At 73.1% G+C, this 25,412-nt stretch carries 24 protein-coding genes and 1 pseudogene; 13 read left to right on the top strand and 12 right to left on the bottom strand.

What is annotated here, in order from left to right; genetic code table 11:
• The first annotated feature begins 340 nt into the window (after positions 1-340).
• The 6 genes from RFN52_RS30725 (at position 341) to RFN52_RS30700 (ending at position 6,021) form a co-directional block, all read left to right on the top strand.
• Positions 341-1,807, top strand: coding sequence for an alanine racemase (locus RFN52_RS30725; protein WP_184851008.1), 1,467 nt, complete (start codon positions 341-343; stop codon positions 1,805-1,807).
• Positions 1,804-3,123 carry a pyridoxal-phosphate dependent enzyme gene (locus RFN52_RS30720; protein WP_184851006.1) on the top strand — a complete coding sequence of 440 codons (1,320 nt, stop codon included), beginning with the start codon at positions 1,804-1,806 and terminating at the stop codon, positions 3,121-3,123. The genes RFN52_RS30725 and RFN52_RS30720 overlap by 4 nt, the downstream gene beginning before the upstream one ends.
• 5 nt (positions 3,124-3,128) lie before the next feature.
• The gene (locus RFN52_RS30715) at positions 3,129-4,325 is read left to right on the top strand and encodes an aminotransferase class V-fold PLP-dependent enzyme (protein WP_184851004.1); all 1,197 of its coding nucleotides are present in this window, start codon (positions 3,129-3,131) and stop codon (positions 4,323-4,325) included.
• A 90-nt stretch (positions 4,326-4,415) separates the two neighbouring features.
• On the top strand, positions 4,416-5,180 hold the full coding sequence (locus RFN52_RS30710; RefSeq protein ID WP_184851002.1) for a class I SAM-dependent methyltransferase: 765 nt from the start codon (positions 4,416-4,418) through the stop codon (positions 5,178-5,180).
• 155 nt (positions 5,181-5,335) lie between these two features.
• Positions 5,336-5,635, top strand: a complete 300-nt coding sequence (locus RFN52_RS30705; RefSeq protein WP_184851000.1) for a hypothetical protein — start codon at positions 5,336-5,338, stop codon at positions 5,633-5,635.
• Positions 5,636-5,709: 74 nt separating this feature from the next.
• Positions 5,710-6,021 (top strand): ArsR/SmtB family transcription factor, encoded by a 312-nt coding sequence (locus RFN52_RS30700; RefSeq protein WP_184850998.1) that lies wholly within the window; start codon positions 5,710-5,712, stop codon positions 6,019-6,021.
• A gap of 4 nt (positions 6,022-6,025) precedes the next feature.
• Here RFN52_RS30700 and RFN52_RS30695 read toward each other — a convergent pair whose 3' ends face one another.
• The 6 genes and pseudogenes from RFN52_RS30695 to RFN52_RS30670 all read right to left on the bottom strand — a co-directional run.
• A complete protein-coding gene (locus RFN52_RS30695; protein WP_184850996.1) occupies positions 6,026-6,679 on the bottom strand; it encodes an ABC transporter ATP-binding protein in 654 nt (217 codons plus the stop codon).
• Positions 6,672-7,649, bottom strand: coding sequence for an ABC transporter ATP-binding protein (locus tag RFN52_RS30690; RefSeq protein WP_373308451.1), 978 nt, complete (start codon positions 7,647-7,649; stop codon positions 6,672-6,674). Before RFN52_RS30690 ends, RFN52_RS30695 begins: the two co-directional genes overlap by 8 nt.
• Positions 7,650-7,657: 8 nt before the next feature.
• Entirely contained in the window at positions 7,658-8,557 is a 900-nt protein-coding gene (locus RFN52_RS30685; protein WP_184850992.1) for an ABC transporter permease, read from the bottom strand.
• Complete coding sequence (locus RFN52_RS30680) at positions 8,547-9,515, bottom strand: ABC transporter permease (protein WP_184850990.1); 969 nt, start codon at positions 9,513-9,515, stop codon at positions 8,547-8,549. Before RFN52_RS30680 ends, RFN52_RS30685 begins: the two co-directional genes overlap by 11 nt.
• Before the next feature lie 20 nt (positions 9,516-9,535).
• Entirely contained in the window at positions 9,536-11,125 is a 1,590-nt protein-coding gene (locus RFN52_RS30675) for an ABC transporter substrate-binding protein (protein ID WP_184850988.1), read from the bottom strand.
• A gap of 73 nt (positions 11,126-11,198) precedes the next feature.
• A pseudogene (locus RFN52_RS30670) lies at positions 11,199-11,351 on the bottom strand (DUF6299 family protein); the annotation flags it as partial.
• A 170-nt stretch (positions 11,352-11,521) separates the two neighbouring features.
• On the opposite strand from RFN52_RS30670, the gene RFN52_RS30665 reads away from it, so the two are divergent.
• On the top strand, positions 11,522-11,716 hold the full coding sequence (locus RFN52_RS30665; protein ID WP_184850986.1) for a DUF5999 family protein: 195 nt from the start codon (positions 11,522-11,524) through the stop codon (positions 11,714-11,716).
• Positions 11,717-11,745: 29 nt separating this feature from the next.
• On the opposite strand, the gene RFN52_RS30660 is transcribed toward RFN52_RS30665, so the two are convergent.
• Positions 11,746-12,144, bottom strand: a complete 399-nt coding sequence (locus tag RFN52_RS30660) for a RidA family protein (protein WP_184850984.1) — start codon at positions 12,142-12,144, stop codon at positions 11,746-11,748.
• Positions 12,141-13,322, bottom strand: coding sequence for an acyl-CoA dehydrogenase family protein (locus RFN52_RS30655; RefSeq protein ID WP_184850982.1), 1,182 nt, complete (start codon positions 13,320-13,322; stop codon positions 12,141-12,143). The genes RFN52_RS30660 and RFN52_RS30655 overlap by 4 nt, the downstream gene beginning before the upstream one ends.
• Before the next feature lie 127 nt (positions 13,323-13,449).
• Here RFN52_RS30655 and RFN52_RS30650 point away from each other — a divergent pair, with 127 nt between their 5' ends.
• The 6 genes from RFN52_RS30650 (at position 13,450) to RFN52_RS30625 (ending at position 19,712) form a co-directional block, all read left to right on the top strand.
• A complete protein-coding gene (locus tag RFN52_RS30650) occupies positions 13,450-15,060 on the top strand; it encodes an AMP-binding protein (RefSeq protein ID WP_184850980.1) in 1,611 nt (536 codons plus the stop codon).
• Between the two features lie 15 nt (positions 15,061-15,075).
• Complete coding sequence (locus tag RFN52_RS30645; protein ID WP_184850978.1) at positions 15,076-15,888, top strand: PaaX family transcriptional regulator; 813 nt, start codon at positions 15,076-15,078, stop codon at positions 15,886-15,888.
• Between the two features lie 153 nt (positions 15,889-16,041).
• A complete protein-coding gene (locus tag RFN52_RS30640) occupies positions 16,042-16,833 on the top strand; it encodes a YhjD/YihY/BrkB family envelope integrity protein (RefSeq protein ID WP_184850975.1) in 792 nt (263 codons plus the stop codon).
• Between the two features lie 145 nt (positions 16,834-16,978).
• Positions 16,979-17,794 (top strand): molybdate ABC transporter substrate-binding protein, encoded by an 816-nt coding sequence (gene modA, locus RFN52_RS30635; protein WP_184850973.1) that lies wholly within the window; start codon positions 16,979-16,981, stop codon positions 17,792-17,794.
• Positions 17,791-18,642, top strand: coding sequence for an ABC transporter permease (locus tag RFN52_RS30630; protein WP_184850971.1), 852 nt, complete (start codon positions 17,791-17,793; stop codon positions 18,640-18,642). The genes modA and RFN52_RS30630 overlap by 4 nt, the downstream gene beginning before the upstream one ends.
• On the top strand, positions 18,624-19,712 hold the full coding sequence (locus RFN52_RS30625; protein ID WP_374050185.1) for an ABC transporter ATP-binding protein: 1,089 nt from the start codon (positions 18,624-18,626) through the stop codon (positions 19,710-19,712). Before RFN52_RS30630 ends, RFN52_RS30625 begins: the two co-directional genes overlap by 19 nt.
• A gap of 21 nt (positions 19,713-19,733) precedes the next feature.
• Here the strand turns inward: RFN52_RS30625 and RFN52_RS30620 are convergent, their stop codons facing one another.
• The 4 genes from RFN52_RS30620 to RFN52_RS30605 all read right to left on the bottom strand — a co-directional run bounded on the left by RFN52_RS30620 (position 19,734) and on the right by RFN52_RS30605 (position 25,211).
• The gene (locus RFN52_RS30620; protein ID WP_184850966.1) at positions 19,734-20,948 is read right to left on the bottom strand and encodes an NAD(P)/FAD-dependent oxidoreductase; all 1,215 of its coding nucleotides are present in this window, start codon (positions 20,946-20,948) and stop codon (positions 19,734-19,736) included.
• Between the two features lie 114 nt (positions 20,949-21,062).
• Positions 21,063-22,013 (bottom strand): RNA polymerase sigma factor SigJ, encoded by a 951-nt coding sequence (sigJ, locus tag RFN52_RS30615; RefSeq protein ID WP_184850964.1) that lies wholly within the window; start codon positions 22,011-22,013, stop codon positions 21,063-21,065.
• A 10-nt stretch (positions 22,014-22,023) separates the two neighbouring features.
• Positions 22,024-24,399, bottom strand: a complete 2,376-nt coding sequence (locus RFN52_RS30610) for a bifunctional salicylyl-CoA 5-hydroxylase/oxidoreductase (protein WP_311241089.1) — start codon at positions 24,397-24,399, stop codon at positions 22,024-22,026.
• Complete coding sequence (locus tag RFN52_RS30605; RefSeq protein WP_184850962.1) at positions 24,384-25,211, bottom strand: enoyl-CoA hydratase family protein; 828 nt, start codon at positions 25,209-25,211, stop codon at positions 24,384-24,386. The genes RFN52_RS30610 and RFN52_RS30605 overlap by 16 nt, the downstream gene beginning before the upstream one ends.
• Positions 25,212-25,412: the final 201 nt, after the last annotated feature.

Below are 25,412 nucleotides of genomic sequence, written 5' to 3'. Positions count from 1 at the left end.
GAGGGCGGCGAGGGGGTGACGAGCCGGCGCGGATGCCGGTCCACGTCCCTCCTCGGACGGTCGGCGCCGGTCTCCGGCCGGGGTGCCCGCGGGGCGTCAGGCACATGCGTGCCGCACGGGGCGTGCCCGCGACGAGCCGTGAACCGCGGATGCCGCCGCCTCGCGCCCGGCGCGCGCCGCGGCCCGGCCCGTGATCCGCTTCACACCGGCCCAGGCCCTGGGCCCGGGCCTTACAGGGCGTAAAGCGACCGAAGAATGGATATGGGCTATACGGCGATACGCGGGGAGTGTCCGACGTGCCCGGATGACGGGTGCGGCGGCCTCAGGAGGGGGAGCGCGCATGGACGGCCGGCCCTTGTATCTCGAACCGCGGCTGGAGCCACGGCTGAGGTCGCTCGTGGCGGCGCACGGCACGCTGCACTCGATCGTCGACGCACTCGGCTCACCCCTGCACGTCGTGGTGCCGGACCAGATCGCCGAGAACCTGGAGCGGTTCCGGTCGGTGTACCGCTCGCACCACCTGTCGGGCCAGGTCTTCTACGCCCACAAGGCCAACCGGTCCAGCGCGCTGCTGCGGCGGCTCGCCGCGACGGACGCGGGCGTGGACGTCGCGTCGCTGGGCGAGTTGCAGCACGCGCTGGGTGCCGGGTTCAGTGCCGGCCGGATCACGGCCACGGGGCCGAAGAACCCGGAGTTCCTGTGGCTGGCGGCCCGTGCGGGTGTCACGGTCAGCGTCGATGCCGTCGCCGAGCTGGACCAGCTCGCCGCCCTGGTGCGCAAGCACACGCTCGCCCCGGTGCGGGTGCTGCTGCGGCTGTCGGGCTTCGAGTCGTCAGGGGTGAAGGTGCTGAGCCGGCGCAGCCGTTTCGGCACGCCCGTAAGGGAGTTGGAGCTGCTGCTGGAGGCGGTCGAGCGGCACGCCGACGCGGTCGATCCGGCGGGGGTGGCCTTCCATCTGGACACGACGAGCGTCACGGAGAAGGCGACCGCCCTCGAAGGGAGCCTGGCCGCGCTGGAGTTGTGCCGGAGCCGGGGGCTGCGGCCGCGGGCCGTGGACATCGGCGGCGGGTTCGGCATCGGCTATCTCGCCGAGCGCGAGCAGTGGGAGGCGTACACGACCGCGCTGACCGCGGCCGTCCTCGGCCGGCGTCCGCCTCTGACGTGGGGCGGGCACGGCTACGGGCTGCGCAACGAGTCCGGCACCCTGCGCGGCACGCTCGGTCTGTACCCCGCATACCGGTCCGTGGCCGGCGCCGCCTACCTGGACGAGTTGCTGGCCCGGCCCGCCGCCTCGCTGGGCGGGCGCCCGCTGGCAGCGCTGCTGCTGGAGCACCTGTACGACCTGCACACCGAGCCCGGCCGGGCGCTGCTGGACCAGTGCGGACTCACCCTCGCGCGTGTCCTGGAGGTCCGCACCCAGGAGGGTGGCGGGGAACTGCTCGTACGGCTGGCCGCGAAGGCGGACGACATCGCGCTGGAGGACCACGGAGTGCTCATGGACCCCGTGGTCGTCCCCCGGGGCGGAGCCGGGCCGGGGGACGTGCCCGTCGCCGTGCATCTCTTCGGCAGCCTCTGCCTGGAGACCGACCTGATCACCCGGCGCACGGTGTTCCTGCCGCGCCGCCCGGAACCCGGCGACCTGCTGGCCTTCGCCAACACCGCCGGCTACGCCATGGACTTCCACGCCACCCGCGCCCAGCACCAGCCCGCCGCCGGCAAGGTCGCCGCCTGGCAGGACGGCGATGCCTGGCGCTGGTGCCTCGACGACCAGTTCTGGCCGATCACGCCCGCGAGGGGAGCTCAGTGAGGTACGACAGCATCACCGAGGCGATAGGCAACACCCCTCTGGTGCGGATAGACCCGGCGGTGCACGGCCTGCGCACCATCGATCTGTACGCCAAGCTCGAAATGCTCAACCCCTTCGGCTCGGTCAAGGACCGCGCCGCCTGGAGCATGGCGGGACCCCTGCTGGCCGAGGCGGTCGAACACGGCAGTCAGGTGGTCGAGTTGTCCAGCGGTAACACGGCCAAGGCCCTCGCGGTCATCGCGGGCATGCACGGCCTGGGCTTCAAGAGCGTCACCAACCGGATGCGGGTCCCGGAGATCAAGGACCTGCTGTTGCTGCTCGGGGCGGAGATCGAGGAGTTGCCGGGGCAGAGCGAGTGCCTGGACCCGACCGCCACGGACGATCCGCTGACCCTGTTCCACCGCACGCTCGCCGCCTCGGGCAGCGCCTATCTGCACACCGACCAGTACTTCAACCCGCGCAACACCGAGGCCCATCTCACCGGCACCGGACCGGAGATCGTCAAGGACCTGGACGGCCGCGTCCCGGACTGGTTCGTCGCCTGTGTGGGCACGGCCGGGTCCTCCACGGGCGTCGCCCGCGCGCTGCGCGAGGAGGATCCCTCCGTGCGGGTGGTCGGGCTCGTGGCGGCCAAGTCCGACTTCATCCCCGGCATCCGCACCATCGACGAGGTGCAGGAGGTGGGTCTGTTCGACCCGGAGACGTACGACACGATGGAGTCGGTCACCGCCGACCAGGCGATCGAGGGGATGCTGACCCTGAACCGACGCTGCGGCATCCTGGGCGGGCCCACCGGCGGGGCGGCCTACTTCGGCGCCGTCCGCCATCTGCGGGCGCTGGACGCGGAGTCGGAGGAGCGGCGGACCGCGGTGTTCATCGTCTGCGACCGGGTGGAGAGCTATCTGAGCTACGTCCGGCAGCGGCGGCCCGATCTGCTGGGCCGCCCGCCCCGGAGGAACTCACCGGCCGACCTGTCCGAGGCCGAGGTCGGCGGGGCGCCGTCGGTCACCGTGGCCGAGGCCCGGCGCTGGATCGAGACCGACCGGCCGCTCGTGGTCGACCTGCGCAGCCCCTACGCGTACGCGGCGCTGCACATCGACGGTTCGGTCAACATCGTCGACGAGCTGTTCGCGGAACTCGTGCGGGGCGGCCTGCCGTTCAGCCGGCGTCAGCCGGTGCTGCTGGCCTGCCCGGTCGGTGAGCAGTCCGCCCGGTACGGGGCGCTGCTGACCCGGATGGGCCATCCGGACGTACGCAGCCTGGCCGGCGGCATCATCGCCTGGCGGGACGCGGGCGCGCCCCTGGTGCGGGACTGACCGGCGTGAACACACCGAGCAGCCGCGAGGAGCAGGAGCGGTGGCAGCGGGCGCTGCGCGCCCAGTTCCCCATCGTCACCGGGCATCCGGAGCTGGCGTACCTGGACAGCGCGGCCACGGCGCAGAAGCCGCAGGCCGTCCTGGACGCCGTACAGACGTATCTGACCACCTCCAACGCCAACTCGGCGCGCGGCACCTACACCTGGGCCAACCGGACCACGGAGCTGGTGGAGCGCACCCGCGGGCGCGTCGCCCGGTTCCTCGGGGACGACCGGCCGGAGCGCTCCGCCGTCCACTTCACCGGCGGCACCACCGAGGGGCTGCGGACCATCGCCCGCGACTGGCTGCCGGGCTTCCTGCGCGACGGCGACGAGATCGTCGTGCCGGACGCCGATCACCGGGCGAACATCGTGCCCTGGCTGGAGGCGCAGCAGTCGCTGGCGCGGGAGGGGGTGCACGTGCGGGTGGTGCCGATGCCGTACCAGAGCGGCTCGGGGGACTACGACCACCGGGCGCTGGCGGAACGGGCCGGGCCGCGCACCCGGTTCGTGGCCACCACCCATGTGCACCACGTCTACGGCGGCGACATGAACGTGCACCGCATCCGTGAGGCCGTCGGCCCGGACGCGGTCATCTGCCTGGACGCCGCGCAGAGTGTGGGTCATCTGCCGGTGTCCGTGGCGGAGCTGGACGTCGACTTCGTGGTGTTCTCCGGTCACAAGGCGCTGGCCCTGCCCGGTTCGGGGGCGGTCTGGGCCCGGCAGGCGCGCGGGCCGCAGTTCGTGCCCGGCGGGTGGAGCGGCACCCCGAACACGGTGGGCATCGCCTCGCTCGAAGCGGCCCTGGACTGGCTGGAGGCGGCCGGTGTCGACCGGATCGAGCGCTGGACGACCGACCTGGCGGTCCGGCTCACCGAGGGGCTGCGCCGGCTGGACGCCTACGAGATCCTCGGCTGCCCGCTCAGCCTCGCCGCCGACTCGGCCGTGCAGCGCCGCCAGGGCATCGTGACGCTGCGGCACCGCGCAGTCGACTCGGGCGACCTGGGGTTCATCCTGTTCAGCCACGGATTCATGGTGCGCTCCGACCATCACTGCCAGGGCGACGCGGGCGAGAAGACCGGTTCGGTGCGGGTGAGCCTGCATGTGTACAACACGGTGGAGGAGGTGGACCGGCTGCTGTCCGTTCTCGCGTCACTCCGGTGACACAGCCGACTGGGCATAATGGGAACCGTTTCCACCTGTAGGCTCGGGCCGTAACGAGTCAGGTGCGAGACGGCGAGGTGGCGCGACCGGATGGGGCTGAGTCTGGCGACGGCGGAGCGATGGGTGGAGCGCTGGGAGCTCCAGCAGCAGCGGTACGCCGTCGACCGCGAGGAGCGGTTCACGGTGATCGCCGATGTCGTCGAGCACGTCACGGCGGGGCGCGCGGCCCCGCCTCTCGTGGTGGACCTGGGCTGCGGGCCCGGCTCCCTCGCGGCCCGGCTGATCCGGCGGCTGCCGGACGCCGAGATCGTGGCCGTGGACCGGGATCCCGTCCTGCTGGAGCTGGGCCGCACCCACCACCCGGACGCGGCCCGCTACGTCGACGCGGAGATCGGCGCGCCGGGCTGGGTGCGGGCCCTGGAACTGGACCGGCCCCTGGACGCGGCGGTCTCCACGACGGCCCTGCACTACCTGGACCGCGACACCCTGCTCGGCACCTACCGGCAGCTCGCCGCGCTGCTGCGCCCCGGGGGCGTCCTCGTCAACGGCGACCATCTCCCCCAGGGTGAGACGAGCCCGGCGGGGATCGCCGCCCATGTCGGGCGGTGCCGGGCCGACCGGCAGCGCGTGTTCGCCCACGAGGACTGGGGCTCCTGGTGGGCCGCGGTCGGCGACGACCCGGAGCTGACCGACCTCCTCGCCGAGCGCCGGCGCCGCGAAGCCTCCCTGGGCACGACGCGCCCCGCCGAACTCCCCCTCTCCGCCCACCTGGAGCTCCTTGGGCAGTCCGGCTTCGCCACGGCCGGCCCGGTGTGGCAGTACGGCGACAGCTGCGTGGTCGTGGCGGTGCGCTAGAGAGACCGGCGATTCACCCGTACGCCCCGCCCCGGATGGCGGGCCGTGGCGGGTCCTCCGACAATACATGCAGGAATCGCTATATGTTAATGTCGCCATGTCCGGCCCAGGTCGACACGTCGCGGCCGGCGCCAGCACACGCAAGGAGCTCCACCATGACCACCGCCCAGCACATCACCCACGACGACCACGCGCACGCCCACGGCGACGACTGCGGCCACCTCGCCTTCACCCACCGCGACCACACCGACTACGCCCACGACGGCCACATCCACCGCACGCACGACGGCCACACCGACGAGTGCGCGACCGACGGCCACGCGGTGCACCAGAACCACGACCACGAGCACGGCGACGACTGCGGCCACCTGGCCGTGCGGCACGACGACCACACGGACTACGTGCACGACGGCCACCGGCACGCCGCCCACGAGGGACACTGGGACGACCACTGACGGCAGTCGCCCCTAGGGCCCAGCCGGACGAAGAACCAGAACTGGGAATCGTTGTCATATGCTAATGTATGCATATGACAACGACGCCCACTCCCCCGACGGACGAACCGGATCCGACTCTCCAGGCGGCCGGCGAGCTGCTGCGCGCCCTGGCCTCGCCCGTACGGCTGGGCATCGTGCGGGAACTGTCCGGCGGCGGGAAGTACGTCCATGAACTGGTGACCGCCCTCGGTGTCAGCCAGCCGCTGGTCTCCCAGCACCTGAGGGTGCTGCGCACCTCCCGGATCGTCACCGCCCGGCGTCAGGCCCGAGAGACGCGGTACACCCTCACCGACGACCATGTGGCGCACATCGTGCTGGACGCCATCCGGCACGTACAGGAGTAGCGCCTCAGGTCAGGCTGTCCCACTGGACGGTGCGGTCGCACCAGCGCCGGAGCAGGGTGCGGTCGTGGCCGACGGCCAGCAGGGCGGCGCCCGTCGCGGCCCGGTAGTCCTCGACGGCCGCGACCAGGGCGGCGGCCGTGGAGGCGTCGAGCATCGCGGTCATCTCGTCGCACACCAGCATGCGCGGGCGCAGCACCAGCGCCCGGGCGAGGCAGGCGCGTTGCAGCTGACCGTCGCTGACCTCGTGCGGCCGCCGGGTCAGCAGGTCGGGGGTGAGACCGACCACGGGGGCCAACTCGGCGATCCGGCCGGGGACTTCCGCACCGCGGCCGGTGGCGCGCAGGGGCTCGGCGATCAGGTCCGTGAGCGGCAGCCGCGGGTCCGCGGAGAGCCTGGCCTGCTGGAAGACGACCCCGAAGGCGGTGCGCTTCTCGCGTGGGGCGTGGTGGCGCCAGCGCCGTACGGGCTCGCCGTCGAGGAGCAGGGTGCCGGCGTCGGGGCGGTGCAGCAGGGCCGCGACCCGCGCGAGGGTGGACTTGCCGCAGCCGCTCGGGCCGAGCAGACCGACGGACTCGCCCGGCGCGACGGTCAGGGACACGTCCCGCACCACCGGGGCGTTCCTGGCGTATCCGGCGGTGATGGAGCGCAGTTCAAGCACGGACGTCCTCCGGCACGTGCGGATGGTGGCAGGCGACCGTTCCGGCGGGCGGCTCGGTCGCGCAGGTGTCGGTGGCCCGGTCGCAGCGGGCGGCGAAGGCGCAGCCGGCCGGGAGGTCGCCGAGTTCGGGCGGCATGCCGGGGATGGGGGTGAAGGCGCGGTCGGGCAGGGCCTGGAGAAGGCCGCGGCTGTAGGGGTGGCGGGGCCCGGGTGAGCCGAAGAAGGCCGCTGCGTCGGCGAGTTCGACGATCCGCCCGGCGTACATGACCGCGACCCGGTCCGCGATGCGCTCCGCGGCCGCCAGATCGTGGGTGATCATCAGCAGGGCGCGCCCGCGGCCGCCCTGGCCCGGGTCGTCGACGTGCCGCCGCAGTTCGTCGGCCGTACGGTCCACCAGGTCGCGGTCGAGTCCCGTGGTGGGTTCGTCGGCGAGCAGCAGGGGTGCGTCGCCGACCAGGGCGAGGGCGGTGGCGGCGCGCTGGGCGAGACCGCCGGAGAGCTGGTGGGGGTGGCGGTCGAGGTGGTCGGCGGGGAACGCGGCCCGTTCGGCGGCGGCCTCTGCGGCGGCCCGCAGGGCGGCGCGCCCCCGGGTCGCGGTCAACGCGGCGACCGTCTCCTCCAGTTGGGAGCGGACGGTGCGGACCGGGGTGAGGTGGGCGGCCGGGCTCTGCGGTACGAGGCCGATGAGCCGCCCTCGTACGGTGCGGGCGAGGGTCCGCTCGCCGGCCGTGAGCAGGTCCAGGTCACCGAGGAGGGCCGAACCGGCGGTCTGGGCGTTGCCGGGGAGCAGGCCGAGCAGGGCGGAGGCCAGCACGGACTTTCCGCAGCCGCTCTCCCCGATCAGGGCCAGGCACTCGCCGGGCGCCACGTCGAAGCGCGCGTCGGTGACGGCGGCGACGCGGCGTCCGCCGGGCATGAGGAACCGCACGGACAGTCCGCGCACCGACAGCACGGGGGTCATGGACTCCATACCGGCGCTCACAGCATCAGCTCCGATCGGTGGCGGGGGTTGATCCGCTCGCGCCAGGCGCCGGCGAGTCCGGCGATGGCGAGGGTGGGGACGATGAGGAAGAGACCCGGGAAGAGGGTCGGCCACCACTGGCCGGCGAGGAGGGAGCCGCGGGCGCTCTGGATGAGGGTGCCGAGGCTCGCCGTGTGCGTGGGCAGCCCGAGTCCGAGGAAGGACAGCGCCGACTCGTGCCACATGGCGTGCGGCACCATCAGCACGGCGGCGAGCGCGGCCTGGGGGAGGACGGCGGGCAGCAGGTGCCGTACGGTCACCCGCCACCGGGACGCCCCGCCGGAGACGGCGGCGTCGATGTACGGCCTGGACCGCAGGGAGAGCACCTCGGCACGGACGATCCGGGCCGTGGACAGCCAGTGGGTCAGTGCGACCGAGATGACCACCGGCCACACCCCGGGGCGGAACATGGCGACGATGAAGATGCCGAGCAGCAGATGCGGCACGGACGAGAACGTGTCGACCACCCGCATCAGGGCCCGGTCGGCCCAGCCGCCCAGCGCCCCGGCCGCGGCGCCCACGGCCGTGCCGACGACGGTCGCGGTCAGCGCCGCCGCGACGCCGACGAGCAGTGAGACGCGCAGGCCGTAGACGCAGCGCAGCAGCAGGTCGCGGCCGACGTCGTCGGTGCCGAACGGGTGGGTCCAGGAGGGTGGTTGCAGCTTGGCGGCGAGGTCGACGGCCTGCTGGTCGAGCTGGACCAGCAGCGGCACGAGCAGCACGGCGAGGACGGTCGCGGCCACCAGCACGGCGGAGGTGCGCACGCGCAGGGCGCGGGTGGAGCGGCGCCGGGGTCCGTGCGAGCGCCACTCGGTCCGCTCCGGGGCGGCGGCGGGCGCGGGTGCGTCACATGTCACTGAGCTTCACCCTCGGGTCGAACAGTCCGTAGAGCAGGTCGGCGAGCAGGTTCCCGGCGAGCACGGCGGCGGTGGCCAGGGTCGTCAGGGCGGCGAGCAGCGGGAAGTCGACGGCGGTGGCCGCCTCGACGGTGGCCGCGGCGATGCCCGGCCAGCTGAAGACGCTCTCCACCAGCAGCGCCCCGGTGATCAGTTCGGGCACGCGGGAGCCGATGAGCGTGAGCACCGGAAGGAGCCCGGAGCGCAGGGCGTGGCCGAGCAGGACGGTGCCTTCGCTCAGGCCGCGGGCGCGGGCGCCGCGTACGGGGTCCTCCGCCAGCGCGTCGCCGACACCCTGGCGCACGTACAGGGTGAACCAGGGCAGCTGGGACACGGCGAGGACACCTGCGGGCAGGAGGAGATGGCTCGTGACCTGTCCTGGCGTGACCTGTTCGCTGCCGGTGTCGGTCAGGCCGCCCGCCGGGAGGACGTCCCACTGGAGGGCGAACAGCCAGATGGCGAGCAGCGCGATCCAGAAGACCGGTGCCGCCTCCAGGGTGTAGGCGAGGGAGGTGACGGTCCGGTCGACGAGCGAGCCGGGGCGGCGGGCGGCGAGCACGCCGAGGACCGTGCCGACCAGCACGGCGGCGGCGAAGGCGACCGCGCAGAGCAGCGCGGACCACACGAGGCGTTCGCCGATGACCTGGGCGACCGGCTGCCGCATGACGCTGGAGTGGCCGAGGTCGCCGGTGAGGGCGGAGGTCAGCCAGTGCCACCAGCGGGCGGCGAAGGGCCGGTCCACGCCGAGGTTCTCGCGCAGCCGGTCCAGGGTCTGCTGGTCGGCGCCGAGCGCGGCGGTGCCGGCGTAGGCCTTGACGGGGTCGAAGGGGGAGGCGGCGGCGATGGCGAACACGCCGAAGGTGACGACGAGCAGGACGGGGACGGCGAACAGGGCCCGCCGTCCCGCCAGTCGTGCCATCGCTCCCCAGGGGAGGCGGGTCACTTCTTCGGCTGCCAGTCCTCGATGTTCCACCAGGGGCCGCTGGCGAAGCCGTGCTCGTGCGGCTCCAGCTGGGTGTTCAGGTTCTCCCAGCGGTCGGCCAGCACGTAGAGGTGGTCGATGTGGGTGAGGAACGTGTAGCCGGGGTCCTGCACCAGGGCGCGCTGGAGCTTGTCGTAGGCGGACGTGCGCTCGGCCGGGTCCTGGCCGCGGCGGCCGTTGTCGAGGGCGCGGTCCACGGCCGGGTTGTCGTAGCGGGCCATGTTGTTGAACCCGTCGCCGGCGAGGGAGGAGTGCAGCAGGGTGTAGAGGCCGAAGTCGGGGTCGCCGGTGCTGCCGAAGCCCGCGAGGACGGCGTCGTCCTTCATGCGGGGTTCGATGACCTCCCAGGTGGCGCTCTCCGCCTTCACCTCGATGCCGGCCTTCTTGGCGTCGGAGGCGTAGGCGAGGGCGTGGTCCTGGCGGACCTTGTCGCCGGAGGGGTAGAGCAGGGTGAAGGCCGCCCGCCGTCCGTCCCGGGTGCGGATGCCGCCCTCGCCGGGCTTCCAGCCGGCCTCGTCCAGGATCTTGCCGGCCTTGCCGAGGTCCTGGGTGCGCTCGATGCCCTCGCTGAACGCCGGGTCGTCGACGGGCAGCGGCCCGTACGCCGGGCGGCCGGCGCCGTCGAGGATCTTGTCGACCATGGCCTCGCGGTCCACGGCGGCGTCGAGGGCCCGGCGGATCGCGCGGTCGCCGGTGACCTTGTTCGCGGTGGGGAGGGTGACGGCCCGGAAGTCGTAGGACCGGGCCTCGTAGGTGCGCCTGGCGTCGTCGCCCTTGAACGTGGCGGCGAGGTTGGGCGGGAGGACCGCGCCGTCGAGGTCGCCGGAGCGCAGGCGGGTGGCGCGCACGTTGTCGTCGCCGATGACCGCCATGGTGAAGGTCTTCACCTTCGGCTCGCCGCCCCAGTAGCGGGGGTTGGCCTTGAAGGTGAGCTTCTCGCCCTTGCTCCAGCGGCTGAGGACGTACGGCCCGGTGCCGACCGGCTTGGTGTTGAAGGAGCCGGTGTTGGGGTCCTGCTCCCCCGCGATGTGCTCGGGGACGATGGGCAGGACCGTGCGGGCGGCGAAGGGGGCGTAGGGGTACTTGAGCGTGAAGACGACCTTGTCGTCGCCGCTCGCCTCGACCTCCTTGACGGCGTCCAGCTCGCTCTTGAAGGTGTTGTTGGTCTTCGGGTCGAGGGCGGTCCGGTACGTGTAGACGACGTCGGCGGCCGTCAGCGGTTCGCCGTCGCTGAACTCGACCCCGTCGCGCAGGGTGTAGGTGTACGTGCGGCCGCCGTCGGTGACCTTGGGCAGTGCGGCCGCCAGAGCGGGCTTCAGCTTCAGGTCGGCGTCGCGGGCGAGGAGCCCGTCGAAGATCTTGGAGTTCCCGTCCTTGCCGTAGCCGAGCAGCGGGCTGAGGGTGTCCGGCTCGGATGCCACCCCGAGTACGACGGAGCCCCCGGACTTGCCGTCGCCCGAGCCGCCGCCGCTGGGGGCCGAGCAGGCGGTGACCGCCGCGGCCAGCGCCGCCGTGACGGCGGCCCCTCGTATCCGACGGGTCGGCATGTGACCTCACACCCTTGTTGCTCTCATAAGGCTGTTGCAAAGACATCGCAATTAAACAGGATCGGCGGGGTGTTCAGGCCTGGCTCAGGGTGATGTCCTGCCCCTGGACGGCGTGAAAGCCCGGCAGCGGCAGACCGCTGAAGGTGCGCAGCTCCATCAGGGTGGCCTCGACGTGGGCCGCCCGGGCCACGAGAGGACCGAAGGGGTGGCGGGTGCAGCGCCGCCACCGGTGGGCAGAAGCAGCGTGGCACCGGCCGTCGTGGAACCGTCCGGGGAATGTCCTGGGCGTGTCACGCTTCCCGTCGGGCTGTTCCGATGGGTCCGGCGCGGGAGGATGGTCTGTCTGTACGAGTCGTCCGAACCCTTCGGGCGGCCCTACCGACGTGGAGGTGCGCCATGTGTGCCCACCAGCCCCTGTGCCCCGCGACCGACTCCCCCGCCGCGCACGTCGTCGCGGCCCGCCCCGAGCAGGGCTGGAGCCTGCTGTGCGACGGGACGGTCGTCTTCGACGACACCGGCGAACTGCTGCCGGACGGGCGCGTGGTGCAGCCACGCCGGGTGAGCGCCGCAGGTCTGGCCGTCGCGGCCTGACCGGGGCGGCACCCCAGGCTGTGTCCGGCCTAGGGCAGGAGCGCGAAGCCGTCCAGTTCCACCATCGCCTCGGCGTCCCACAGCCGGACGACCTCGACGACCGCCATGGCGGGATAGTCGCGGCCGGCCAACCGCCGCCAGGTGCGGCCCAGTTCGGGCGCGTGCGCACGGTACGCCTCGACGTCCGTGGCGTAGACGGTGACGCGGGCCAGGTCGGCGGGCGTGCCACCGGCCGCCGCGAGGGCGGCCAGCAGGTTGGTGAGGGCCCTCTCGAACTGCTCGGGCAGGGTGCGGCCGACCACCTTGCCGTCGGTGTCCAGGGCGGTCTGCCCCGCGAGGAACACCACCCGCGACCCGGACGCCACGACGGCGTGGGAGAAGCCGGCCGGCGGGGACAGCTCGGGCGGGTTGACGCGCTCGGTGCTCACCGGGCCTCCTGACGGGCGTACAGCTCCTTGGCGATGATGCCGCGTTGCACCTCGCTGGCCCCCTCGTAGATACGCGGGGCGCGCACCTCGCGGTAGAGGTGTTCGAGCAGGTGACCGCGTTGCAGGGCCCGGGCGCCGTGCAACTGGACGGCGGCGTCGACGACGTACTGCGCGGTCTCGGTGGCGAGCAGTTTCGCCATGGCGGAGCGCCCGGGCACGCCCGGGGCGTCCGCGTCGTGGGCCGACGCCGCCGCGTGGACCATCAGCCGGGCCGCCTCCGTGCGCAGGGCCATCTCGGCGACCTGGTGCGAGACGGCCTGCAGGTCCCGCAGCTTGCCCCCGAAGGCGTCCCGTCCGGCGGTGTGGGCGAGGGTCGCGTCGAGGGCGGCCTGGGCCATCCCGACCGCGAAGGCGCCGACGCTGGGCCGGAACAGGTTGAGCGTTCCCATGGCGACCCGGAAGCCGCGGTCCACCGCGCCGAGCACGTCGTCGGCCGTGACGGGCACGGCGTCGAAGTCGAGGGCTCCGATGGGGTGCGGCGAGAGCATGTCGAGCCCGCGGCCGGTCAGGCCAGGGCGGTCGGCGGGGACGAGGAAGGCGGTGACGCCGCGGGCCCCGGCACCCGGGGCGGTCCGGGCGAAGACGGTGTAGAAGTCGGCCTCGGGGGCGTTGGAGATCCAGCACTTCTCGCCGGTGAGGCGCCAGCGGGCGGGGCCGTCCGGGGCGGCGGCGAGTGCCGGGGCGGCCGGTGGCCCCTCGCCCTGCGGGGACTCGGGCTCCGCACGCAACTCCAGCGCCGCCGCGTCCGATCCCGCCCCCGGCTCGCTCAGCGCGAAGGCCGCGATCGCGGTGCCGTCGGCCACCCGGGGGATCCAGCGGGCGCGTTGCTCCTGCGTGCCGTGCGCGTGGACGGGGTGGGCGCCGAGGCCCTGGAGGGCAAGGGCCGTCTCGGCCTCCGTGCAGGCGTAGGCCAGGGACTCGCGCATCAGGCACAGGTCGAGAGCCCCCGAGGTGAACAGGCGCCCGAGCAGCCCCAGGCTGCCGAGCTCGGCGACCAGGGCCCGGTTCACATGTCCTGGTTCGCCCTTGTCGGCCAGCGGGCGGAGCCGTTCCGCGGCCAGGGTGCGCAGCTCGGCACACCAGGCGAGTTGTGCCGGTTCGAGCGAGAATGCGGTCATCGCCGGTCCCTTCTCCGCCACCCCGCCTTCCGGCCGGGCCACTCCGAGGCTATCGCGGACCGTTGACTGTCGTCACCAACACGATACGCTCCAGGGGCGAGCCCACCACGCCAAGGGGGCGAACCGTATGAATCCACGGGGCACGGCCCACGTCGACACCTTCGCCCGGGACCATCTGCCACCCCGGGACCAATGGCCCGAGCTCCGCTTCGATCTGCCGGAGCTGCACTACCCCGAACGGCTCAACTGCGCCACCGAACTGCTGCACGGCCCGCCCGACGACCGCACGGTGTTCCTGACGCCCGCCGGCGAGCCGTGGACGTACGGCGATCTGCGCGCCCGCGTGGACCGAGTCGCACACCTGCTCACCGGTGACCTCGGCGTCGTCCCCGGCAACCGGGTGCTGCTGCGCGGCCCCACCACGCCCTGGCTCGCGGCCTGCTGGCTGGCGGTGCTGAAGGCGGGGGCCGTGGCGGTCACCGTGCTCGCCCAGCAGCGGCCGCACGAGCTGAGCACGATGTGCGAGATCGCGCGGGTGCGGCACGCGCTGTGCGACATCCGGGCCGTCGACGACCTCGCCAAGGCCGAGATCCCCGGCCTGCGGATCGCGACCTACGGCGGTGACGCCCCGGACGACCTGCTGAACCGGCCGGCGCCCACGACCCCTTACGAGGCCGTCGCGACGGCGGCCGACGACGTGGCGCTGATCGCGTTCACCTCCGGCACCACCGGCCGCCCCAAGGGCTGTATGCATCTGCACCGGGACGTCCTGGCGATCGCCGACACCTTCTCCCGGCACGTCCTGAAGCCCGACGCGGACGACGTGTTCACCGGCAGTCCTCCCCTGGGCTTCACCTTCGGCCTGGGCGGGCTGGTGGTCTTCCCGCTGCGGGCGGGCGCGAGTGCGCTGCTGCTCGAACAGGCCGGGCCCCGGCAGTTGCTGCCCGCCATCGCCCGGCACCGGGTCTCCGTGCTGTTCACCGCCCCGACGGCGTACCGGGCGATACTCGACGAGCTCGACGGGCACGACGTCTCCTCCCTGCGCCGCTGCGTCTCGGCCGGCGAGAACCTGCCCGCGGCCACCTGGCAGGCCTGGCACGAGCGCACGGGCCTGCGCGTCATCAACGGCATCGGCGCCACCGAGCTGCTGCACATCTTCATCTCCGCGGCCGACGACCGGATCCGGCCCGGAACCACGGGCGTTCCCGTGCCGGGCTGGCAGGCGCGCGTGCAGGACGCGGACGGCGAGCCCGTGCCCGACGGGCAGCCAGGGCTGCTCGCCGTGCGCGGACCGGTCGGCTGCCGGTACCTGGCCGACCCGCGCCAGCGGGACTACGTGCGCGGCGGCTGGAACGTCACCGGCGACACCTACGTCCGCGACCCCGACGGCTACTTCCGCTACGTCGCGCGCGCCGACGACATGATCATCTCGGCCGGGTACAACATCGCCGGACCCGAGGTGGAGGACGCGCTGCTGCGGCACCCGGACGTGGTGGAGGCGGCGGTCGTCGGACGGCCCGACGAGGCCCGCGGGCAGGTCGTGCTGGCCTTCGTCGTCCTCAAGGAGGGTGCGGAGCGGAACGCCGATGCGCTGCGCGCCTTCGTGAAGAGCGAGCTGGCGCCGTACAAGTGCCCGCGCGAGATCGTCTTCCTGGACGCGCTGCCCCGCACGGCCACCGGCAAGCTCCAGCGGTTCAGACTGCGCGCCCACGGGGTACCGGGAGGCGACCAGGAGTGATCCGTACGACCTAAGATGATCAACGTGTCCGACCAGCATGCACCACGGTCTCTCATCGTCACGCTCTACGGCGCGTACGGCCGCTTCGTGCCGGGCCCCGTGCCGGTAGCCGAACTGATCCGGCTGCTGGCCGCGGCCGGCGTGGACGCTCCGTCCGTCCGCTCGTCGGTGTCGCGGCTCAAGAGACGCGGACTTCTCGTGCCGGCCCGCACCGCACAGGGTGCGGCCGGCTACGAACTGTCCCCGGATGCCCGCCAGTTGCTCGACGACGGCGACCGCCGCATCTACGCCTCCGCCCCACCCGAGGACGAGGGCTGGGTGCTCGCGGTGTTCTCCGTGCCGGAGTCGGAACGGCAGAAGCGGCACGTGCTGCGCTCCCGTCTCGCCGGGCTCGGTTTCGGCACGGCCGCTCCGGGCGTGTGGATCGCGCCCGCACGGCTGTACGAGGAGACCCGGCACACGCTCCAGCGGCTGCGGCTCGACGCGTACGTCGACTTCTTCCGCGGCGACCACCTCGGCTTCGCCCCGACCGCGGAGGCCGTCGCCCGGTGGTGGGACCTGGCGGCCATCGCCAAGGAGCACGAGGCGTTCCTCGACCGCCACGCGCGCGTGCTGCACGACTGGGAGAAGCGCGAGGACACCCCGGCCGAGGAGGCCTACCGGGACTACCTCCTCGCCCTGGACTCCTGGCGCCACCTGCCCTACACCGACCCGGGCCTGCCGTCCGGGCTGCTGCCCGCGGACTGGCCGGGGGTCCGCTCGGCGGCGGTGTTCCGGGGGCTGCACGAGCGGCTGCGGGACGCGGGGGCGGGGTTCGTGGGGCTCTGACCCCGCGGGCGCCGCCCGGTGTGCGGCGTTTGCGTCCGCTTCGGAACGGTCAACGATGTCCGCGAGTGGACGGAGCGCGTACCGGGAGGCGGACCGAGGGATGACCGTCACCACATCACCGGGCACGGCGGGCGCCCGCGCGGACCGGCTGCCGTGAGGCGGTGGGGGCGCTCGGCGCGCGGCGGGTGGGAGCGGGCCGGTGCGCACACCCTCGTCCGGCAGGGCCGCGACGTGGAGCTGCTGCACCGGGCCATGGGGTTCGCCACGCTCGCGCTGGTCACACTGGCACCGCTGCTGATCGTGGTCGCCGCCGCCGACCCGCTGGAGCGTGGCGGTTTCGCGTCGTGGCTGGCCGACGGCATGGGGCTGTCCGGCCGGTCCGCGCGGGTGCTCACGGACATCATCAGTCCCCCGCGCAAGGTCATCGGCACCACGAGCGTGCTGGGCGCGGTCGCCCTCGCCGTCTTCGGCATCGCGTTCGGCGGGAGCGTGCAGAACGGCTACGAGCGGATCTGGGGGCTGCCCTCCGGCCCGTGGCACCGGGTCTGGCGGCAGGCGGTGTGGATGATCGCGGTGACCGCGTACCTGTACCAGGAGGTGCAGACGCGCAGCCTCGTGTCGGGCCCGGAGCGGATCGCTCTGAGTTCGGCGACCGGGGTGCTGTTCTTCTGGTGGGGGCAGCGCTTCCTGCTGGGCGGACAGGTCCGCTGGAGCGAACTGCTGCCCGGGGCGGTGGCCACCATGGCGGGCCTGGGCGGCCTGCGGATGTTCTCCTACTTCGTCTTCACGCCCCTCATCGTCACCAACGCGATCAGCTACGGAGCCGTCGGCGTCGTCCTCGTCGTGGAGTCCTGGCTGATCGGCGTGGGCTACGTCGTCTACGGCGGGGCTCTCATCGGCCGCTGGGTCCAGGAGCACCACGGATTCCGGTACCGGGGCCGGTAGCCCCGGAGGCGCCGCCCCTCCCGTAGAAACGCACATGCGACCCTCTGGCAACCCCAACCCTGCTCATGCGAATCCACAGGGGGTCTTCCCCTCGCATCTGCGGCATTATGATCGGCGCATACCCAGCAGAGGGAGCAGTCCCGTGATGACCCGTACCGTGCGCCGCATCCGCCGCCCGCTCCAGGGGGCCGCGGTGGGAGCCGCAGCCCTGCTGGCCCTGAGCGCCTGCTCGTCGTCCGGCTCGGACTCCTCGGCGAAGCCGGACTCCTCCGGTCCGGGCAAGCTGTCCGGGGAGGTGACCGTGTTCGCCGCGGCCTCGCTGAAGGAGAGCTTCACGACGCTGGGCGAGCGGTTCGAGAAGGAGCACCCCGGCACGAAGGTCACCTTCAGCTTCGGCGGCAGCGACTCCCTCGCCGCGAGCATCACCGGCGGCGCTCCGGCGGACGTCTTCGCCTCCGCGAGCCCCAAGACCATGAAGATCGTCACGGACGCCGGGGACGCCTCGGGCACCCCCGCGACCTTCGTCCGCAACGAACTGGAGATCGCCACCCTGCCCGGCAACCCCGGGAAGATCTCCTCACTCAAGGACCTCACCGAGGCGGGCCTGAAGGTCGTGCTCTGCGACAAGGAGGTGCCGTGCGGCGCCGCCGCGCAGAAGGCCCTCGACGCGAGCGGGCTCAAGCTCACCCCCGTCTCCTACGAGCAGGACGTCAAGGCCGCGCTCACCAAGGTCGAGCTGAAGGAGGCCGACGCCGCCGTCGTCTACAAGACGGACGTGCGCGCGGCGGGTGACAAGGTGCGGGGCGTGCGGTTCCCCGAGTCCGCCGACGCCGTCAACGACTACCCGATCGCCCTGCTCAAGGACGCGCCCAACACCGAGGCCGCCGAGGCGTTCATCGCGCTGGTGCGGTCCGCCGAGGGCCAGAAGGTCCTGAGCGGGGCCGGGTTCCTCAAGCCGTGACACCCCCGACCGACCAGCCTCGCGCCGCGGCCGACACTCTCCGGGGCGGTCCGCGGCGCCGGCGCGTCCGGACGGGCGTCCCGCTGCCCCTGCTGATCCCCGCGCTGACCGGCCTGGCCTTCCTGATCGTGCCGCTGATCGCCCTGCTGCTGCGGACTCCGTGGCACAGCCTGCCCGCGCAGCTGACCAGCGCGGATGTCTGGGAGGCCCTCAGACTGTCCCTGGTCAGCGCCACGGCGGCCACCGCCGTGTGCCTGGTCCTCGGCGTGCCGCTGGCCTGGCTGCTGGCCCGCGTCGACTTCCCCGGCCGCGGCCTCGTACGCGCCCTCGTCACGCTGCCCCTCGTCCTGCCTCCGGTGGTGGGCGGTGTGGCGCTGCTGATGGCGCTCGGCCGCAACGGCATCGTCGGGCAGTGGCTCGACGCGTGGTTCGGGATCACGCTGCCCTTCACCACCGCCGGGGTCGTGATCGCGGAGGCGTTCGTGGCGATGCCGTTCCTCGTGATCAGCGTCGAGGGCACCCTGCGGGCCGCCGACCCCCGCTACGAGGAGGCGGCCGCCACCCTGGGCGCGTCCCGGTTCACCGCGTTCCGCCGGGTCACGCTGCCGCTGATCGCGCCGGGCATCGCGGCGGGCGCGGTCCTGGCCTGGGCGCGGGCGCTCGGTGAGTTCGGCGCGACGATCACCTTCGCCGGCAACTTCCCCGGCCGCACCCAGACCATGCCCCTGGCCGTCTACCTGGCCCTGCAGAGCGACCCGGAGGCCGCGATCGCCCTCAGCCTGGTGCTGCTTGCGGTGTCGATCGCGGTGCTCGCCGGGTTGCGCGACCGATGGATGCGCGCCGGATGACCCAGACCCACGCCGCCACCGGCGCCTCCATGGACGGGCTCGACGCCCGGCTCGTCGTGGACCGCGGGGGCTTCCGGCTCGACGTGGCGCTGACCGTCGCGCCCGGCGAGGTCGTCGCCCTGCTCGGGCCGAACGGCGCCGGCAAGACCACCGCGCTGCGCGCCCTCGCCGGACTGGCCCCGCTCTCGGGCGGCCATCTGCGGCTGGACGGCACGGAGCTGGACCGTACGCCGCCGGAGGCCCGTCCCGTCGGGGTCGTCTTCCAGGACTACCTGCTCTTCCCCCACCTCACGGCCCTCGACAACGTCGCCTTCGGGCCCCGCTGCCAGGGCGCGACCAAGGCCGAGGCGCGGGCGCGGGCCGCCGAGTGGCTCGACCGCCTCGGCCTCGCCGCGCACACCGGCACCAAGCCGCGCAGGCTCTCCGGCGGCCAGGCCCAGCGCGTCGCCCTCGCCCGCGCCCTGGCGACCCGCCCCCGGCTGCTGCTCCTGGACGAGCCGCTGGCGGCCCTGGACGCCCGTACCCGGCTGGAGGTCCGTGCCCGGCTCCGGCGGCACCTGGCCGACTTCGAGGCGGTCGCCGTGCTCGTCACCCACGATCCGCTCGACGCGATGGTGCTGGCCGACCGGCTGGTGGTCGTGGAGCACGGCCGGGTCGTCCAGGAGGGCACCCCGGCCGACATCGCCCGTCACCCCCGTACGGACTACATCGCGCGGCTGGTCGGCCTGAACCTGTACCGGGGAGAGGCGGACGGCCACACCGTCCGTCTGGCCGACGGCCCGCCCCTCACCACCACGGAGGTCCTGTCCGGCCCGGTCTTCGTGGCGTTCCCGCCGAGCGCGGTCACTCTGCACCGGGAGCGGCCCACGGGCTCCAGCGCCCGCAACCTGTGGCGTTGCGAGGTGGCGGGTCTGGAGACCCACGGCGACCAGATCCGCGCCGACCTCACCGGTGTGCTGCCCCTCGCCGCCGACCTCACGACGGTCGCCGCGGCCGAACTCGATCTCCACCCGGGGGCCGAGGTCTGGGCGACGGTGAAGGCGACGCAGACCCACGCCTACCCGGTCTGAGGCGGTCGGTGTCCCCACGGATCAGGCCGCCGTCCTGACCGGCGAGCCCTCCGGGACGACGGCGGTCTGCCGCACGACGCGGCGGCGCCGGACCGGCAGGAGTGTCGGGTGGGCGACGCCCCAGGCCGCGCCCTTGCAGATGATCTCCTTGTAGAGCGCGGCGAGCCGGCCGGTCAGGGCCGCGGCCTTGGCCCGGTCGTCGGCGGTGACGTACTGGATCAGGCCGTCCTTGCGGCCCAGCGAGATGCACTGGTTGAAGTAGCGCACGGACACGGTCGGGACCTTGTCTCCCGTCAGCCGGGCCGCGATGGCGTCGGCCGCCTGCCAGGCACCCGGGACGCCCGAGGCGCACGACATCCGCAGCGGCTTGTCCCCGGGGCCCATCGCCAGGGCCGCGTCGCCGACGGCGTACACGTCCGGGTGCGACACCGAGCGCATGGTCCGGTCGACCACGATCTGGCCGGTGCCGGAGACCTCCAGGCTGGTCGCCCGGGCGATCGGGTGGACGGCGAAGCCGGTGGTCCAGACGGTGACCGCGGCCGGGATGTCCGTCCCGTCGCCGGTCGCGATGTGGCCGGCCTCGACGGCGGTGACGGCGGCGTGCTCGTGGACGGTGATGCCGAGCCGGTCGAAGACCGTGCGCAGGTGCCCGGCGCCCTTGTCCGAGAGCCAGTCGCCGAGGCCGCCGCGGGCGGCGAGGGCGACGGCGAGGTCCGGGCGGGCCTCGGCGATCTCGGTCGCCGCCTCGATGCCGGTGAGACCGCCCCCGACCACGACCACGGATTCTCCGGCGGCCAGGCCGGCCAGGCGCTCGCGCAGCCGGAGCGCTCCGGGGCGGCTTGCGATCTCGTAGGCGTGCTCGGCGGTACCGGGCACCCCCTGGTCGTTCCAGCCGCTGCCGAGGGCGTACACGAGGGTGTCGTACTCCAGCTCCTCGCCCTTCGCCTCTCCGGTCGCGTCGAGGGCGGCGACGGTGACGGTCCTGCGGTCGGCGTCGAGGGCGGTGACCTTCCCCTGCTTCAGCGCGACGCCGGTGCCCTCGAACATCTCGTCGAAGGGCCGGGGTGCGAGGTCCTGGCCGACGGCGAGCTGGTGCATCCGGACGCGCTCGACGAAGTCGGGCTCGGCGTTGACGAGGGTGATGGCGACGTCTTCGCGGTGCAGTCGCCTGGCGAGGCGCCCGGCGGCGGTGGCTCCGGTGTAGCCGGCTCCGAGGACGACGATGCGGTGCTGCATGGCGTAGCTCCTGTCAGTACGGCTGTCTTCAGCGGGTTCGCCTCTTGAACCGGGCGGCCCGCCGTTCCCTGACAGGAATGCGATGTGAGCCACGTCACACCGCGGTCGGTCGGGTCAGAAGACCGTGAGCAGGGGCTCTCCGTGGTCGCCGGCGGCCCACAGCCGAGTCGCACGTTCGAGCTTGTCGGGGTTGACCTGGTTGCGGAACGCGGCGATGCCGTCGGCGGCGACCTCCAGGCACATGACGCCGATGACCCGGCCGTCGAGGACCACCACGAGGGCGGGGTCGCCGTTGGCCGACCAGGCGTAGACGTCGGGCGAGCCGCCGACGATGGCGCGCTTGGCCGCGCTGGGCTTGAACAGGCCCCGCATGAACGTGGCGACCGCGAGGGCGCCCTCGAACGCCCTGGCACGCGCCGGGACCTTCCCGCCCCCGTCGCCGACCGCGACGGCGTCCCCGGTGAGCAGCCGCACGAGCGGCTCGGTCCTGCCGCTCGCCGCGGCCGCGAGGAACTCGTCGATGATCCGCCGGGCTGCGGCCTCGTCGATCTCGGTGCGGGTGCGGGCCCTGCCGTCCGCGACGTGCTTCTTCGCGCGGTGGAAGATCTGCTGGCATGAGGCCTCGGTGATGTCGAGGATCTCGGCGATCTCCCGGTGCGGATAGTCGAAGGCCTCCCGCAGCACGTACACCGCCCGCTCGTTCGGCGAGAGCCGCTCCAGCAGCACCAGCACCGCGTACGAGACCGATTCCCGCTGCTCGGCGGTGTCGGCGGGTCCGAGCATCCGGTCCCCGGCCAGCAGCGGCTCGGGCAGCCACTGGCCCACGTAGGTCTCACGCCGCGCGCGGGCCGAGGTGAGCTGGTTGAGGCACAGGTTGGTGAGCACCTTCGTCAGCCATGCCTCGGGAACCTCGATGCGGCCGGTGTCGGCGCCCTGCCAGCGCAGGAACGTCTCCTGCACGGCGTCCTCGGCCTCGCTCGCCGAACCGAGCAGCCGGTAGGCGACGGCCTCCAGACGCGGTCGGAAGGCTTCGAACCGGTCCACGTCGTCCATGGTCATGACCATGCCCCGGATCCTAACCTCCGCCGGCGTCACCGCTTCCGAGACTCAGCCGCGGTTTCGGGGCGTCCGTGCGGCCCGTCTGGGGGCGGCGGCTGCCCGCGCGGTACGGGGCCGGCCAGGTCGCGCCCGGTCCCGTGTAGCCCTGCTCGGCTGCCGCGTGCAGGGTCCAGTGGGGGTCGTAGAGGTGCGGGCGGGCGAGGGCGCAGAGGTCGGTGCGGCCCGCGAGGATCAGGGAGTTGACGTCGTCCCAGGAGGAGATCGCGCCTACGGCGATCACGGGGATGCCGGTGGTGTGGCGGATCCGGTCCGCGAACGGCGTCTGGTACGACCGTCCGAACTCCGGCTGCTCGTCCGCCACGACCTGGCCCGTCGACACGTCGATCGCGTCGGCGCCGTGCGCGGCGAAGGCCCGGGCGATCCCGACGGCGTCCTCGGCGCTCGTGCCGCCCTCGGCCCAGTCGGTCGCGGAGATGCGGACGGTCATCGGCCGCTCCCCCGGCCACACGTTCCGTACCGCGTCGAAGACCTCCAGCGGGAAGCGGAGCCGTTTCTCCAGGGAGCCGCCGTAGGCGTCGGTGCGCCGGTTGGTCAGCGGGGAGAGGAACCCGGACAGCAGGTAGCCGTGCGCACAGTGCAGTTCGAGCAGGTCGAAGCCGGCCCGGGCCGCGCGCACCGCGGCTGCGGCGAACTGCTCCCGGATGTCGGTGAGCTGGGCCCGGGACAGCTCGCGGGGTGTCTGGCTGAACTCCTTGTACGGGAGCGCCGAGGGGGCCACGAGCGGCCAGTTGCCCTCCTCCAGCGGCTCGTCCATGCCCTCCCACATCAGTTTCGTGGAGCCCTTGCGGCCGCTGTGGCCGAGCTGCACGCCGATCGCGGTGCCGGGGGCCCGGTCGTGGACGAAGTTCGTGATCCGTTTCCAGGCCTCGGCCTGCCGGCCGGTGTAGAGGCCGGCGCAGCCGGGCGTGATCCGGCCCTGCTCGCTGACGCACACCATCTCGGTCATCACCAGCCCGGCCCCGCCCAGCGCCCGCGCGCCCAGGTGCACGAGGTGGAAGTCGCCGGGGACGCCGTCGACGGCCGAGTACATGTCCATGGGCGAGACGACGACCCGGTTGCGCAGGGTCAGACCGCGCAGCCGGAACGGGGTGAACATCGGGGGCGTGCCGGGCGGGCAGCCGAACTCGCGCTCGACCGTCTCCGTGAAGCGGGCGTCGCGCAGCCGCAGGTTGTCGTGGGTGACGCGGCGGCTGCGGGTGAGCAGGTTGAAGGCGAACTGGCGGGGCGGCTGGTCCAGGTACAGGGCGATGTTCTCGAACCACTCCAGGCTGGCCCGGGCGGCGCGCTGGGTGGAGGCGACGACGGGTCGCCGCTCCGCCTCGTAGGCGGCCAGGGCCTCGGGCAGCGAGTCCCGCTCCTCCAGACAGGCGGCCAGGGCGAGCGCGTCCTCGACGGCGAGCTTGGTGCCGGAGCCGATGGAGAAGTGGGCCGTGTGGGCGGCGTCTCCGAGGAGGACGATGTTGCCGTGCGACCAGCGGTCGTTGACGACCGTGCGGAACGTCGTCCATGTGGAGTTGTTCGACTTAAGGGGGCGGCCGCGGAGCGCTTCCGCGAAGATCTTGGCGCAGCGTTCGACCGACTCCGCCTCGTCGAGTTCGTCGAATCCGGCCGCGCGCCAGACCTCTTCGCGCATCTCGATGATCACGGTCGAGGCGTCGGGGGCGTAGGGGTAGCCGTGGAGCTGCATCACGCCGTGTTCGGTTTCGGCGATCTCGAAGCGGAAGGAGTCGAAGGGGAAATCGGCGGCGAGCCAGATGTAGCGGCAGCGGTGGTTCGTCACCCGGGGGCGGAAGACGTCCGCGTGCCTCTCGCGGGTGGTGCTGTGGATGCCGTCGGCGGCGATGACCAGGTCGTGGGTGCGGGGCAGGTCTGCCGGCGCCTCGGTGCGGAAGCGGAGGTCGACACCGAGGTCGCGGCAGCGGGTGTGGAGGATCTCCAGGAGGCGTTGGCGGCCCAGGGCCGCGAACCCGTGGCCCGATGAGGTTTGGCGGGTGTCGCGGTGGACGATGTCGATGTCGTCCCAGCGGGTGAAGTGCCGCTGGAGTGCCTCGTAGACCTCCCGGTCGGCGTGCTCTATGCCGCCGAGGGTTTCGTCGGAGAGGACCACGCCGAAGCCGAAGGTGTCGTCGGGGGCGTTGCGTTCCCAGACGGTGATCTCCCGTGCGGGGTCGAGGCGTTTGAGGAGGGCGGCGGCGTAGAGGCCGCCGGGGCCGCCGCCGATGATTGCTACGCGTAGGGGGTTGTCCGGCCCGGATGGCGGCTGCGGGCCGTGTGTGGCTTGTCGCGCAGTTCCCCGCGCCCCTGAGGGGATCGCAGTCACCGTCCGCTCCATTTGGGAGGGCGCTTTTCCGTGAAGGCGGCGTGGAACTCGGCGTAGTCCTCGCTGTTCATCAACAGCGCCTGGGTCGAGGCGTCGAGTTCGATCGAGGCCGCCAGGGGCATGTCCAGCTCGGACGTGAGCAGGGCCTTGGTCTGGGCGTACGCCAGGGCCGGGCCCTCCGCCAGGCGGTGGGCCAGCTGGTGTGCGGCCTCGTCGGCGGCGCCTTCCTCCGTCAGCTCGCTGATCAGGCCGATGCGCTCCGCCTCGATGGCGCGGACCGGGTCGCCGAGCATCAGCAAGCGGGTCGCGTGGCCCAGTCCGACGACCCGGGGCAGCAGGTAGGCCGCGCCCATGTCGCCGCCGGAGAGGCCGACGCGGGTGAAGAGGAAGGCGAAGCGGGCGGTGGGGTCGGCGACGCGGAAGTCCGCGGCCAGGGCGAGGACCGCTCCGGCGCCCGCCGCCACGCCGTGCAGCGACGCGATGACGGGGAACGGGCACTCCCGGATCGCCCGGACCACCTGGCCGGTCATCCGGTTGAAGTCCAGGAGCTGGGCGGTGTCCATGCCGAGGGTCGCGCCGATGATCTCGTCGACGTCGCCACCGGAGCAGAAGCCGCGGCCCTCGCCGGCCAGCACCAGGGCCCGTACGGACCGCTCCCGGGACAGTTCCGCGAGGAGATCGCGCAGGTCGGCGTAGGCGCCGAAGGTGAGCGCGTTGAGCTTCTCGGGGCGGGCCAGGGTGACGGTCGCCACGCCGTCGGCGATGTCGACGCGCAGATGCTCCCAGCCTGGAGTGCGGGCGGCGGAGCCGGTGAAGGGACTCATGACGTGCGGCCTCCTCGGGCGGGCACTGCCTCACTGAGCTCTACCCTCCGAAGCTATCACTCATCCGTGACTGTCGTCACGAGTGCGCGATAGACCGTCCGGGTAGGACGTCGGTGTGGGCCCGGCGTGACCCGGGCCGGTCACATCCGTCACAGGTCGTCCACACCGGCGTAACGGCGGGAGCAGCTGTGCGCGGCGCCG

This window comes from Streptomyces collinus (assembly GCF_031348265.1).
GTDB classification, from domain to species: domain Bacteria; phylum Actinomycetota; class Actinomycetes; order Streptomycetales; family Streptomycetaceae; genus Streptomyces; species Streptomyces collinus.
Note: the sequence above shows the minus strand (reverse complement) of the source record. Positions and strands in the feature narration are given on the sequence as shown.